Here is a 12,587-nt window from a genome sequence, read left to right on the forward strand (position 1 = left end):
CTTTTGTCTGGTTGCTATCGGCCGTCTCACCCCAGCGCCGGGTTGAGCGTATAGGTGCCGTGCAGCGCCGCTTCGGCCAGCACGTGGCCCTGCATCGCACGCAGCGCATCGGCGGCGCTGAAGTCGCCCTCCACCGGCAGGCGGGGGAGGTCCAATGCGAACAGGCGGAAGAAGTAGCGGTGCAGGCGCTCGTCGTTGAACGGCGGATACGGGCCGTCATACCCGCGGTAGGTGCCGCCCATCTGCGCATCGCCGGCAAACCAGCCGGTGTAGTCGTTCAGGCCCTGGCGGGCACCGGCCGGGCCGGCCGGCTGCGCCTTGCCATGCGCGGTGAAGCCGTCGCTGCAGCTGCCGGCGGCGATCTCGCGCAGCTCCGCCGGGATATCCACCATCACCCAGTGCACGAACTCGCCGCGCACCTGGTCCAGTGGAATGCTGACATCCTCACGGCCGACCAGCTCCGGCACGGTCGGCACGTCCGGATCCACGCACAGCAGCACGAACGAACGCGTGCCTTCCGGCACCTCGCGCCATGACAGCTGCGGATTGCGGTTGCCGGCAAAGCCGTTGGCATCACCGGCGGCGAACTCGGCCGGAATCGGCTGGCCGTTTTGGAAACTCTGGCTGTCCAGTTTCATCGTTGCTCCTGCGGATCAGACTTCGGGATAACCCAGCCGCACCGCGACCGGGGTCAGCTTGGCGAACTCGCCTGCCAGCACCTGCGCGTACTTGCGCCAGTGGCCGGCATTGATGGTGGCCGGGCCGAGGCTGCGCACCGGCGGGAAACGCAGACCGAAGGCCTGCTCCAGCAAGGCGCCCATCGCCGCGGCGTCGTTGACCACCGCATCGGTGCGCACGATCAGGTGGGTGTACAGATCCTGCTCGTGCAGTTCGGCCACCTGCTCCAGCGAACGTGCCAGCCACTGTGCGGCTTCGTCCAGCGTGCTCAGCGCCAGCGGTGCCGGCGCCCCCAGTGCCAGCCACTCGACCAGCATGTCGCGCGGATCACGCAGCACGATCACCAGCCGGCCTTCGGGCAGCTGCGGGCGCAACGCCCACAGCAGCGCGTTGTCCCACCACAGCAGCCAGTCGATGACGTTGCCATCGGCGATGCCACGCGACGGCAACTGCTCGCGCCACTGCTGCACCAGCTGCTCAGGGGTGAGGCTGCCGTTGGCCAGGCGTTGCAGGGTGAGGAAGTTCTGGAAGCCGTCATCAGGCGGATTGGGGCCGAAGCGGTCACCGCGCAGCACCGGGCTGCCGGCCGCCATCACCGTCACCACCCGCTCCACACCGGAACCGGGCGCGCCCCAGACGAAGATCGGCCGCACCGGATGATCCTCGGCCACCGTGCCACGCTCGGGCCAGCTTGCCGGTGCCTTGGCCTGCTGCGGCAGCGGCAGGCGCGAGGCGGCCAGTTCGGTATGCAGGTCCAGCCAGGTCTTGACCGCGGCGGCCGGGTCGTCGGCGCGGTCCTGCACCATCCCCAGCCAGGTGCGCAGCGCCGGACTGGCGGTCGCCGGTGCGTTGTCGATCAACGCCTTCACATGCGCCACCGCCGCGGCCGGCTCGCGGGCCAGCAACGCCTCGACAACGCGCTGTTCACCGCTGGCGCGGCCCGGCTCCAGCGCGACAATGCGCCGCGCCACGGCTTCGGCGGCATCGGCCTCGTCACCCATGTCGTGCAGGCGCATGCGCGCTTCCAGTGCCGGCACATGCTCGGGCATCGCTTCGAGCCAGCGTTCGACCACCTCCACGGCTTCGGCACTGCCGACCGGCGCCACCGCCAGCCGCGCCAGCCACAGGTCGTGCAGCTGCGAATGGCGCTCCAGCGCGGCATCCAGCTCGCTGCGCGCCTCCCCGTCCCGGCCCAGCCGCTGCCAGGCGACCAGCAACAACTGCAAGGTCTGCCGATCCCCCGGCAGTTGCGCCAGCAGCGGCCGCAGATGCTCCAGTGCCTGCAACGGCTGGCCCGAGGCCAGTTCCAGCTCGCCGGCCAGACGGCGCATGCCGGGGGTGTCGCCCTGCGGGGTGGCCAGCACCTGGCGCATCGTTTCGGCGGCGCCGGCGGTATTGCCCTGACGCAGGGCCAGCTGCACCAGCAGGCCGCGCAGCGCGTGGTTGGCCGGATTCAGCTCGACCACGCGGCGGAACGCCTGCTCGGCGAAGGCCAGCATGTCCTTGCCCAGATAGGCGAAACCCAGCGCGTACAGCAGGCGCGGATCGTCCGGCAGCCGGGCGATGGCCGCCGACAGCACGCGCAGCGCGCGGTCCAGATCGCCACGGCGCAACGCCACCATGCCTTCGATTCCGCCCAATTCGGGGCTGTCCGGCTCCACCCGCGCGGCCAGCCGGCCCAGGCGCTCGGCCTCGTCGATATCCTCGCGTGCCAACGCCAGATGCGCCTGCATCAGGTAGGCGGAAAACTCGTTGGGATTGAGCGCGGTGGTCTTATCCAGCGCCTGGTTGGCGGCGTCGAGCTGGCGTTGCGCCAACAGCAGGCCGGCATGCTGCAGATGCAGATCGGCATCGTCCGGTGCCAGCGCCAGCGCCTGGTCGAGCGCCTCCTGGGCCGGCCCGTGCCGGCCTTGCTGCTGCAACGCCATCGCCAGCCAGCGATGGGCCTGCGGCTGCTGCGGCTCGGCCGCGGTCCATTCCCGCGCCAGCGATACGGCCTCGTCGGCGGCATTGCGGCGCAGGGCTTCAATGATGGTGTCTTGCATGGCGGGTCCGGCGTCGATACAAACCCGCATTGTAGCGGTGCGGCGGATCGGCCCGGTTTCAGCCGCCCACGCCCAGCGCCAGATACTGCGCCACCCAGCGCTCGGCGAAACCGTCACCGCGCAGGTTTTCCAGAAAGCCGCAGTGGCCGCCCCAGCCGGCCACCTGCAGCTGCGCCCGCGCCGGGAGCTGCCAGTCGGCGAAGCTGGTGAAGGGAATCACCGGATCATCCTGGGCCATCAGGATCGAGGCGGGCACCTGCAGCCCCGCCAGCCGCCCGCCGGCGATCGAATAGCCGTCGAAATAGGCCTGCAGCGAGCCGAAAGCGGTATGGCGTTCGACCAGCCAGCCGGTCAGCGCGCGGATGTCCCGCTTCAGCACGGTGTCGTCACAGTCGGCCAGCTCCGGGAACAGCGCGCGTTTGCGCCGCAGCGAGCGCGTCCATTTGCGGCGGAAGTACCAGTCGTACATCACCGGCCCCTGTTCGATGCTGTCCATCGTCAGCGCCGGGTCCAGCACCGGACAGACCGAGGCCACATGCCGCAGCGGCACCCCGGCGGCCGGGGCATGCAGAGCCAGCCGCAACACGAAGTTGCCGCCCAGCGAATAGCCCGCCGCCACCAGCGGCAGCGCCGGAAAGCGCCGGGCCAGATCGGCGGTGGCGTGCACCACCTCCTCGATCCGGCACGAGTGGAAGATGCCGGGATTGAGGTGGTGGGTGTTGCCATGGTCGCGGAAGTTCAGCCGCACCACGTCGAACCCCTGTTCCAGCAGGCGCGCGGCGGTCATGCGCATGTAGCTGGACTCGGTGCTGCCCTCCCATCCATGCAGCAGCAGGGCCAGGCCGATGGGGTCGCGCGGGCCGGGAATGCGGCTGTGCAGCGCCTGCAGGCGCACGCCATCGCCACCGTCGAGGATCAGCTCGCGGGACTGCGCGCCGCTGGCCGCCAGCAGCTGCTCGCCGCGTGCCAGCCGCATCCGGCTCGAGGCCAGCATCGACTGCAGGTGGGGATTGCGCAGCCAGCGCGGTGGCTGGTAGTGGGCCGCGTTCAACATGACCGGCAGATTGCGCCACGACAGGTACGGAAAACGTGGACGACCCGCATCGGCTAAATCCCTTCCATCACCGCCACGATGCGTGTCCGCGAGGTTTCGGCGATACGCCGGCGGCCTTCCAGGTCCAGGCTGCCGATCGGTTCGAGAAAATGCACCTCGGCACGCCGCGCCGGTTCGCCCAGCAGGCGCAGGAAGTTGCCGAAGAAACTCTCCCCCGGGGCGAATGCCACCGTGGTCTGCGCATCACCACGTTCGCCGTAGCGCAGCGCCACCGGCTGCACAGGCGCCCCGACTTCGACCGCCGCCTGGAAGATGCGCGCATGGAACGGGCCGACCTCGTGTCCGCCGCGGGTGCGGCCCTCCGGAAACACCGCCACCGGCCGGCCTTCCTGCAGCCGCTTGACCATCTCGTCACGCACCCCGCCCAGCGATTCGGTGCTGCCACGCTGGTGGTAGATGGTGTGTCCGCGCGAGGCCAGCCAGCCCACCAGCGGCCAGCTGGCGATCTCGCGCTTGGCGACGAAGCCGACCATCTTCTGGCTGTGGATCATGCAGATATCGACCCAGCCCACGTGATTGGCCACCAGCAGCACCGCACCGGGCAAGGGCTCGCCGTAACGCTGCAGGCGGAAACCGAAAATCCACATGAACGCCGCCGACCACCAGCGCACCACACGGTGCTCCAGCGGGTCGGCCGGAGCACCGATGCGCCCGAATGGCGGCAGCATCAGCAGCAGGATCAGCGGCAGAAACACGACGATGTGGACCAGCAGCAGCGGGACGCGGTACAGGTAGCGGAACACGCGAGCCACACCGCCATGGCGGGCGGGTCGGGCGGAAGTCATCGGTGAACGATACCGGATGCGGTCCGGCTTCCGCCAGCATGCAGGCGGCGGCGCTTTTCCATCGGGGCGCCAAGCCCGGGAAGGTGCCATCGGCTGCCGCCTGATACGGACGTTTTGGGCTTATGCTGGCTGCATGGCCATGCCGGCGCGGAGCGCTGTACGCAGGCGATACCGTTCAAGGGGAATGGGAAGATGGACCGGCAGATGCCCGCTTCGACGCACGACATGCTGCAGTTTTTCGCGGAGGCTCTGGAGCGGATCGGCAATGGCGTGATCCTGTTCGATGACACGAACCACATCCGCTATTTCAACCGTGCGATGGAGACCATTTCCGGCTGGCCGCGCGAGCAGGTGATCGGCCACAACCTGGGCGTGCTGGCACCGCCGACGATGCGTGAACGCTACGACACCACGCTGCATCCGGGGGCCGGCAACCGCATCCATGAACTGGCCGCCACGCCGCAGGACATCAAGCTGATCCGCAGGGATGGCAGCCATTGCTGGATCCGCGCCTCGCTGTCGAAACTGGGAGACGGTGACGAGGGCCTGCACATGGCGCTGATCCAGGATGTCACCCTGCAGCGCCAGCAGCAGGAGCGTGAGCGCCTGCTGTCGCTGGGCTTTGACGAAACCCGCAGCGCGGTGCTGATCTGCGACAGCCGCGGCCATATCGTGCAGCTCAACAAGGGCTTCCGCTGCCTGTTCGGATTTGCCGACGAGGAGGCCATCGGCAGCTATGTCCCGGCGCTGCTGGCACCGGACGGCTATTCGCCGACGCAGGTGGACACCTATATCGAGCGCCTCAAGGCCGGCCACTCGATCCAGAGCGACGAGCGCCTGCGCCGCAAGGATGGGCAGCCGCTGTGGTGCTCGGTCAACACCAACCCGATCTTCGACAGCTACGGCGTGATGGTGAACACCGTCGTGGTGCTGATGGACATCACCCGCACCAAGATGCATGAGGTGCTGCAGTACAAGATGCTCGATGCGATGGTGCGCGAAGTGCCCACCGCCGAGGTGTTCCGGATGATGTGCCTGGAGGTGGAGCGCATCGCCCCGCAGGTGATCGGCTCGGTGCTGCGGCTGGAGGAAGGCCGGCTGCGCACACTGGCCGCGCCGAGCCTGCCCGAAGCCTACAGCCGCCTGGTCGATGGCGTGGCCATCGGCCCTGCGACCGGCAGTTGCGGCACCGCGGCGTACACCGGCAGCACGGTGATCAGCCGCGACATCGCCACCGACCCGTATTGGGAAGGCCTGGCCGCGCAGGCGCTGGAGCACGGGCTGGCGGCCTGCTGGTCGACACCGATCAAGGCCAGCGATGGCCGGGTACTGGGCACGTTCGCCTTCTACTACCGCCAGCCGCACGATCCGGACGAGTTCCACCACCGGCTGGTGGACGTCATCGTGCACCTGTGCGCGCTGGCGCTGGAGCGCGAGGAAGCCCGCAACCATATCCGCCGGCTGGCGTTCTACGACGACCTGACCGGGCTGCCCAACCGCAGCCTGCTGCATGCCCAGGCCGACCGCGCGATCAATGCCGCCGGCCATTCCGGTGACACCCTGGCGGTGCTGTTCATCGACCTGGACCGCTTCAAGCAGGTCAACGACATGCTCGGCCATCCCGGCGGCGACGAGCTGCTGCGCATCGTCGCGCGGCGCCTGCAGGCCGAGACCGGGCCGATGGATATCGTCGGGCGCCTGTCAGGCGATGAATTCGTGGTGGTGCTGACCCCCTGCGACCAGGACAGCGCGCACGAACGTGGCACGCGCCTGCTGCAGGCGCTGTCGCAGCCATGGCGGTGGGGAGAGGTGCAGACCCACACCTCGGCCAGCATCGGCATCAGCCTGTTTCCGCACGACGGGCACGACATGGAAAGCCTGCTGCAGCACGCCGACATGGCGATGTACCAGGCCAAGCGCAGCGGTCGCGCACGGGTACGTTTCTACAGCCACGAGATGAACCGCAGCGCGCAGGAGCGGCGCGCTCTGGAATCGGCATTGCGGCAGGCACTGGAGCAGGACCAGCTGCAGCTGCACTACCAGCCGCAGGTCGACCTGGCCAGCGGGCGCCTGTACGGTGTCGAGGCGCTGGCACGCTGGCACCATCCCGAACTGGGCAGCGTGCCGCCGATACGCTTCATTCCGCTGGCCGAGGAATGTGGCCTGATCGACGAGGTCGGCCAGTGGGCGCTGGAGACCGCCTGCCGCCAGCTTGCCGCCTGGCACCGGCAGGGGCTGGATGTGCCGTCGGTGGCGGTGAACCTGTCGGCCACCAACTTCCATGATCCCGGACTGCCGGCGCGGATCGCGCGGATCCTGCAGCAGGAAGCCGTGCCGGCCTGCGGGCTGACCCTGGAAATCACCGAGGAAGTGCTGCTCAATGACGATCCCAACACCCTGCGCACCTTGCGCGAGGTGCATGCGCTGGGCGTGCGCCTGGTCGTGGACGACTTCGGCACCGGCTACTCCAGCCTGAGCTATCTGCGGCAGCTGCCGATCAGCGGCCTCAAGCTGGACCGCAGCTTCGTCCACGATATCGAACGCAATACCATCGCCAGCGCCCTGACCCAGGCAATCGCGCACATCGGCCAGAGCCTGCAGCTGGAAGTGGTGGCCGAGGGCGTGGAAAACACCGGGCAACTGCAGCTGCTGATGCAGCAGGGCTACCGCATCGTGCAGGGATTCCACTTCGCCACGCCGCTGCCGGCGGCGGCGCTGCAACACTGGCTGGACACGCAGCTGCCGGCCATCGTGCGCTCAAGCGCGGATACCGGCGCCTGAGCGTCGCAGGCCGCGCTCTCAGGCCACCGGTACCACGGCGAGGGTGAGCCGTGAAACGCACACCGGTTTGCCGGCATCGTTCTCGATGCGGATTTCCCACACCTGGGTGGTGCGGCCCACATGCAGCGCCCGCGCGGTTCCGGTGACCTGCCCGGAGCGTGCCGCGCGCAGGTGGTTGGCGTTGATCTCCAGGCCCACGCACATCTGCTGGGCGGTATCCACGCACAGATTGCCGGCACTGCTGCCCAGGGTTTCGGCCAGCACCACCGAGGCACCGCCATGCAGCAGGCCATAGGGTTGGCGGGTACGTGCGTCCACCGGCATCGTCGCCTGCAGCCAGTCCTCGCCGGCCGCGGTGAAGACGATGCCCAAGTGCTCGATCAAGGTGCCCTGGCTAAGGCGGTTGAGCGCTTCCAGCGAAACCGGGCTGCGGAAAACCATGGCGGACGTTGCTCCAGTACAAGGCGCTCCAGTCTAGGAAGCGGCTCCTCCCGCGTCGAGCGCAGAAGCGTGCCGGGCAGCTGCGGGCGTGCTTGATCTTCGGTTCGGTGGGTACTGGCCGACCGCGTAGGCAGCCCGGAGGGCGGTGTTCTGCAGGGCGCGACATGAATCGCGACGCGGTGCGGCCACACGGCCACCCTGCGGGAGCCGTTCATTGCCCGCCGAACAGGTCCGGTTGCGGCGGCGGATAGATCAACACCCCGTCCTGCAGGCGGGCGCTGTCGGCAAGCACATGGGTCTGCGCGTGGCCGGCATCGAGGATATGCATCACCTCGATGCCGCGCGCGGTGAGCACATCGGCGATCAACCGGCGATGGCAGCGCCACCACACCACCTCGGCACACAGCATCGCGGTGCGCCGCCGTGCGGCCAGTTGCAGCAGCCGCGCCAGGCCATCGGCGAACTCGGCACTCGACAGGTGGTCGGCATAGCCCTGGAAAGCGGCATTGCGCCAGGCACCGTTGGGCGAGCCCGGCTGCACCCGGCGGCGCCCGCCCAGTTGCGGCAGCCACTGGTATTCCATGCCGTCCCGGGGCAGCTGGGCGGCCATCGCCTCACTGGCGAACCACGGATGGCGACGTGAGCCGGGAAAGCGGCGCACATCGGCGACTGCCTCGATGCCGTACTCGCGCAGCAATGCCAAGAACACCTCCCAGCTGCGGGTGGAGTGGCCGATGCTCCAGACGGTGGCGAGCCCGCCCACCTCAGCGGATCTGGTGCAGTGCCGAGCCTTTGTGCACCGCCACGTGGTCGCTCGTGTCGCTGCGGATCTCGTATTGCGGATCGTCCCGGCTGCAGTGGCGGGTGTAGCCCTTCCAGTCGAAATCCTGCACATGCACGCGGGTGATATGGCCGCTGACATGGCCGGCCTCGGAATTCCAGCTGACGTGGTCGCCCACCTTGAAGGCATGGCCCATGACCGTTCTCCGGACGCGAAGGATGCCGCCATTGCAGCGCCGGCGGCGTTCAGCCGCCGTGAGCAGCACTCACAGGATCGGCACCAGCCCGGCGCCGAACGCGGTCAGCATGCGTACCAGCAGCCACTTCGGCCCGACCGCCACCTCGGGGAAATCGCCCACGGCGGTATAGCACGCGTGGAAACGCGGATCCTGCCGGCGCAGCGGAGCCGGGCACTCGGGTCCGGGCTGGAAGGCGTAGTCGGTGGCATAGCGCCACGGCCAGAAATCCAGCACCGGCAGCGCTTCGGAGGCCTTGCCCAGGCTGTAGTTCAGGCCGGACAGCACCGGCCCCTTCTGCCGCGGCGCCACCACCCAGGAGTTGTCCGGGTGGATATCGCGCAGGATGCTCTGCGCCAGCGCCTCGGCAAACACCGGGTCCTCGATGATCACCGCGCCCTCGGTGTTGTAGTTCTCGCTGCGCGGATCGAAGTTGTGGGTGCCGATCACGCCGATGCGACGGTCCACCACCAGCGACTTGGCATGCAGGCCCATGCGCGCACCGCGCCGGGTGACCGGCAGCGGCCGGTTGGTCGCGCGCGTGCTCAGGAACGATGGCCGGGTTTCGGTGCGCAGCACCTCCCGTTCCACCTCGATGCCATGGTCACCGGGACGCCGTCCGGAACCGCTGCCGCGCACGTTGCTGCCGGCGGCGCTGCCGCCCAGCACCCGGCTGCGCGAGGAACCGTCGCCGCGCTCCTCTTCCGGCTCCGGCGGCGGTTGCCAGCCGCTCACCGGCGCGTCCAGCGGGAACGGCTTGTATTCGTAGATATTGAAGCCGAGCTCGCGCAGGTTGCGGCGCTTGTACTTGTAGGACAGCGCATAGACGATCGGGTTGTCGGTCGCCGCCAGACTGTTGGTGGACACCACCACGCGCGGCGGCTCGGCCCGCTGGCGCAGACTCTTGAACAGCGCCTGCGCCGGCTCGGACAGCACCAGGTAGGGCGTCTGCAGCAGCACCTCCTGCTCGGCGCCGGCGATCAACGCATCCAGCTCCGGCTCGGGTGAGTGCGGGCCCTCGGGAGGTGCCGCCTTGCGGTCACGGCGGTGCTTGCGCGGCAGGTCGGCGACATAGCTGACCGAGCGTACCGGCAGCGCGGTATCGACAAATTCGCTGGTGATGAGCGCGGCATCGGTGGCTTCGCCGATGACCCGCTCCACGCGCTCGGGCCGGCGGAAATCCGCCGCCGGCAGGGCCGGCACGCCCTGCTCCAGCAACAGCCGGCCGACGTCGTTCAGGCGCCCGGCCTCGACGCTGCGGCGCGCCTTCCAGAACGCCTGGAAGTTGGCCGCCATCTCGCGCACTTCCGGCCCGGCCACCATCACATCGCGGTCGCGGAAGTTGTACTCGTGGTCCCAGTCGTAATAGTCGTCCTGGTAATTGCGCCCGCCGACCACGCCGATCACATCGTCGATCACCAGCAGCTTGTTGTGCATGCGCTGGTTGAAGCGGCGGAAGCAGCACAGCACGCTGCCAGCATAGTCGAAGTAGTTGAGCTTGGCCTTGCCGAAGGTCGGGTTGTAGACCCGCAGCTCGAAATTCACGTGCGCGCCAGCCAGCGCGGCGAGCATGCGCACATCGGAAATGGCCGACAGCTGGTCGATCAGCACCCGCACCTTGACCCCGCGGCGGGCGGCGGCCAGCAGTTCGTCGATCACCAGCCGCGCACTGTCGTCGGTATCGAAGATGTAGGTCTGCAGGTCGATCCGGCGGGTGGCGCTGCGGATCAGGTTCAGCCGCGCCACCAGCGACAGTTCGCCGTCATCGAGGATGGTGGCGTAATGGCGCGGTGCCTCGGGCCGGGATTCGGCCATGGCCTGCCCGCCGAGTGCGCGCAGCGGCGAATCCAGCGCGCAGCGGTCCGGACTCGCACACGCCACCGCATCCGAACGCGCCGCCACCGCGATGCTGTGGGCGCGTTCCTGCTGTTGCGGCGACAGCGAAGCGCAGCCGCCGCCCAGCAGCACGCCGGCAAGCAGCAGCAGGCGCAACAGCAGGTTCAAAGTTGTGGGGCGCCGGCAAGGCGCGCGCGCAGGATGAAGATCACTCGGTCACTCAAGGCAAACTGCCAGCTGTCCATGCCGTAGCGTCCGCGCTGGACGGTGCCCCGGCTGATGAGGTCGCAATCATAGCCGGGGCGCTCGCATTCAGCCTCCTGCAAGCGCAGCGTTTCACGGCGGCGGATGCCGCGGATGTTCAGCGTCCCTTCGATCCTGCCGCCACGCCGGGTGATGTCCGGGTCATAGGGATCGGAACTGAATTCCACCACCGGATGTTGGGCCGCATCGAAAAACTCCTCACCGCGCATCCAGCCGGTATACCGGGGCTTGCCCGGGATCTCGACATCGCGGGTGTACATGCGCAGCCGCACCTGCTGACGGCCATCGGGCAACACCATGACCTGGCCGTCGAAGTTCGGAAACACCCCTTCGATCGTTTGCCCGAAGCGGGTGCGTATCTCGAATCCGAAACGCGAATGCGCCATGTCGAACTGCAGCGACTGGCCCGCGGAGGCCGGCGCCGCCAACAGCAGCAGCGTCAGCAGTACTCCCCAGCGCGGTACCGGCATGGAGTCACGGCCACCAGAATTCGGTCAACCGGGCGATGCCCGGCTCGATCGCCGCGTCCATCGGCAGCGCCAGTACCGCCACCGATGCCGGCGGCATGCCGCGGTAATCGCCGGACTGGCCACTGTGCATCAGCGCCACCAGCTGCTCCAGGCCCGGGTTGTGGCCGACGACCAGCACCCGTTCCACTTCCCGGTGCTCCTCGAGCAACGCCGCCAGGGTGCCGGGCATGGCTTCGTAGATGCGCGCTTCCAGCCGTTGCTCGACATAGCCGGTCTGTTCCAGCACCGCCTCCAGCGTCTCGCGCGTGCGGCGCGCCGGCGAACACAGCACCCGGTCCGGAACCAGCCGCTGGTCACGCAGCCAGCATCCGGCCGCCTCGGCCTCGGCCAAGCCCTGCGGGGACAGGGCACGATCGATGTCGGCCATCCCGGTGACCGCCGGTTCGGCATGGGCATGTCGCAGCAGAATCAGTTCACGCATGGTCGGGAGTACTCCTGTCAGACCTTGTTCAACCACTTGAGCAGCGGCGCCCAGTCCTGCTGGTGCTCGCGTACCTGTGCCGAGTGATAGTCGAACAGGCTGCGCCCGAGCCCGACCATCACCACGTAACTCTGGCTGTCGCGCAATTGTGCGACCACCTCGTAGGGCCACTGCGCCAGCATCTGCCGCGCCTGCTGCGAGGTCTGCGTCCACGGCTTGACCCGGTTGAGCACCAGCCCCACCGGCAGCGCGCGCGAATGCACCCGCTGGATCTTGGCCAGGCTGTTGAGGAAGCCGACGATGGCTTCGATGTCCAGCGCCGACGGCAGCACCGGCACCACCACCGCGTCGGCCACGTCGAGAAACCGCTCCAGGTCCGCGGCGTAGGCGCCGGCGGGGGCGTCGATGATGACCTGCTGGGTGCCGTCGGGAATGCGCTTTTCCCAGTCGCGGCGGCGGTACACGTCCACCGGCAGCACCGCGCTGTCCAGTTCCGCGCGGCGCTGCGCCCAGCGCGTGCTGGAGCCTTGCGGATCGGCATCGGCGATCACCGTGGCGTTGCCGGCCAGTGCCGAATGCGCGGCCAGATGGGTGGCGACGGTGGTCTTGCCGACGCCGCCCTTGGAACCAGCCACCAGGATCGTCTTCATGCACGCCTCGTTTTCGCGGGACTGTC

The 12,587-nt window shown here is 68.6% G+C and carries 12 protein-coding genes; 1 reads left to right on the top strand and 11 read right to left on the bottom strand.

Features of this window, described 5'->3' with window-relative positions:
- Positions 1-26: 26 nt before the first annotated feature.
- The 4 genes from ACSBPQ_RS15075 to ACSBPQ_RS15090 are packed head-to-tail and all read right to left on the bottom strand — an operon-like array spanning position 27 to position 4,622.
- Complete coding sequence (locus ACSBPQ_RS15075; protein WP_442682890.1) at positions 27-638, bottom strand: YbhB/YbcL family Raf kinase inhibitor-like protein; 612 nt, start codon at positions 636-638, stop codon at positions 27-29.
- 15 nt (positions 639-653) lie between these two features.
- Complete coding sequence (locus ACSBPQ_RS15080; protein ID WP_442682891.1) at positions 654-2,723, bottom strand: tetratricopeptide repeat protein; 2,070 nt, start codon at positions 2,721-2,723, stop codon at positions 654-656.
- A 58-nt stretch (positions 2,724-2,781) separates the two neighbouring features.
- Positions 2,782-3,774: a YheT family hydrolase gene (locus ACSBPQ_RS15085; RefSeq protein ID WP_442684606.1), complete on the bottom strand. Its 993-nt coding sequence runs from the start codon at positions 3,772-3,774 to the stop codon at positions 2,782-2,784.
- A 56-nt stretch (positions 3,775-3,830) separates the two neighbouring features.
- A complete protein-coding gene (locus ACSBPQ_RS15090) occupies positions 3,831-4,622 on the bottom strand; it encodes a lysophospholipid acyltransferase family protein (protein WP_442682892.1) in 792 nt (263 codons plus the stop codon).
- A 204-nt stretch (positions 4,623-4,826) separates the two neighbouring features.
- Between ACSBPQ_RS15090 and ACSBPQ_RS15095 the strand changes: the two genes are divergently transcribed.
- Positions 4,827-7,403: a sensor domain-containing protein gene (locus ACSBPQ_RS15095; protein WP_442682893.1), complete on the top strand. Its 2,577-nt coding sequence runs from the start codon at positions 4,827-4,829 to the stop codon at positions 7,401-7,403.
- Positions 7,404-7,421: 18 nt separating this feature from the next.
- On the opposite strand, the gene ACSBPQ_RS15100 is transcribed toward ACSBPQ_RS15095, so the two are convergent.
- From ACSBPQ_RS15100 to ACSBPQ_RS15130, 7 genes are all read right to left on the bottom strand, one after another.
- A complete protein-coding gene (locus tag ACSBPQ_RS15100; protein WP_442682894.1) occupies positions 7,422-7,844 on the bottom strand; it encodes a hotdog fold thioesterase in 423 nt (140 codons plus the stop codon).
- Between the two features lie 211 nt (positions 7,845-8,055).
- On the bottom strand, positions 8,056-8,607 hold the full coding sequence (locus tag ACSBPQ_RS15105) for a DUF488 domain-containing protein (RefSeq protein WP_442682895.1): 552 nt from the start codon (positions 8,605-8,607) through the stop codon (positions 8,056-8,058).
- Position 8,608: 1 nt separating this feature from the next.
- Positions 8,609-8,821, bottom strand: coding sequence for a DUF2945 domain-containing protein (locus tag ACSBPQ_RS15110; protein WP_442682896.1), 213 nt, complete (start codon positions 8,819-8,821; stop codon positions 8,609-8,611).
- A gap of 69 nt (positions 8,822-8,890) precedes the next feature.
- Positions 8,891-10,864 (bottom strand): phospholipase D family protein, encoded by a 1,974-nt coding sequence (locus ACSBPQ_RS15115; RefSeq protein ID WP_442682897.1) that lies wholly within the window; start codon positions 10,862-10,864, stop codon positions 8,891-8,893.
- Positions 10,861-11,430, bottom strand: a complete 570-nt coding sequence (locus ACSBPQ_RS15120) for a YceI family protein (RefSeq protein ID WP_442682898.1) — start codon at positions 11,428-11,430, stop codon at positions 10,861-10,863. The genes ACSBPQ_RS15115 and ACSBPQ_RS15120 overlap by 4 nt, the downstream gene beginning before the upstream one ends.
- Positions 11,431-11,434: 4 nt before the next feature.
- Positions 11,435-11,911, bottom strand: coding sequence for a SixA phosphatase family protein (locus ACSBPQ_RS15125; protein ID WP_442682899.1), 477 nt, complete (start codon positions 11,909-11,911; stop codon positions 11,435-11,437).
- Between the two features lie 17 nt (positions 11,912-11,928).
- Entirely contained in the window at positions 11,929-12,561 is a 633-nt protein-coding gene (locus tag ACSBPQ_RS15130) for a nucleotide-binding protein (protein WP_442682900.1), read from the bottom strand.
- Positions 12,562-12,587 lie beyond the last annotated feature (26 nt).

This window comes from Stenotrophomonas sp. JC08 (assembly GCF_052180205.1).
Lineage (GTDB): Bacteria > Pseudomonadota > Gammaproteobacteria > Xanthomonadales > Xanthomonadaceae > Stenotrophomonas.

Bases quoted from the DNA above. Each gene is read 5' to 3' on its own strand.
- ACSBPQ_RS15100 (WP_442682894.1), bottom strand. From the start codon at position 7,844: ATGGTTTTCCGCAGCCCGGTTTCGCTGGAAGCGCTCAACCGCCTTAGC.
- ACSBPQ_RS15125 (WP_442682899.1), bottom strand. From the start codon at position 11,911: ATGCGTGAACTGATTCTGCTGCGACATGCCCATGCCGAACCGGCGGTC.
- ACSBPQ_RS15095 (WP_442682893.1), top strand. From the start codon at position 4,827: ATGCCCGCTTCGACGCACGACATGCTGCAGTTTTTCGCGGAGGCTCTG.
- ACSBPQ_RS15090 (WP_442682892.1), bottom strand. From the start codon at position 4,622: ATGACTTCCGCCCGACCCGCCCGCCATGGCGGTGTGGCTCGCGTGTTC.
- ACSBPQ_RS15075 (WP_442682890.1), bottom strand. From the start codon at position 638: ATGAAACTGGACAGCCAGAGTTTCCAAAACGGCCAGCCGATTCCGGCC.
- ACSBPQ_RS15080 (WP_442682891.1), bottom strand. From the start codon at position 2,723: ATGCAAGACACCATCATTGAAGCCCTGCGCCGCAATGCCGCCGACGAG.
- ACSBPQ_RS15110 (WP_442682896.1), bottom strand. From the start codon at position 8,821: ATGGGCCATGCCTTCAAGGTGGGCGACCACGTCAGCTGGAATTCCGAG.
- ACSBPQ_RS15130 (WP_442682900.1), bottom strand. From the start codon at position 12,561: ATGAAGACGATCCTGGTGGCTGGTTCCAAGGGCGGCGTCGGCAAGACC.
- ACSBPQ_RS15120 (WP_442682898.1), bottom strand. From the start codon at position 11,430: ATGCCGGTACCGCGCTGGGGAGTACTGCTGACGCTGCTGCTGTTGGCG.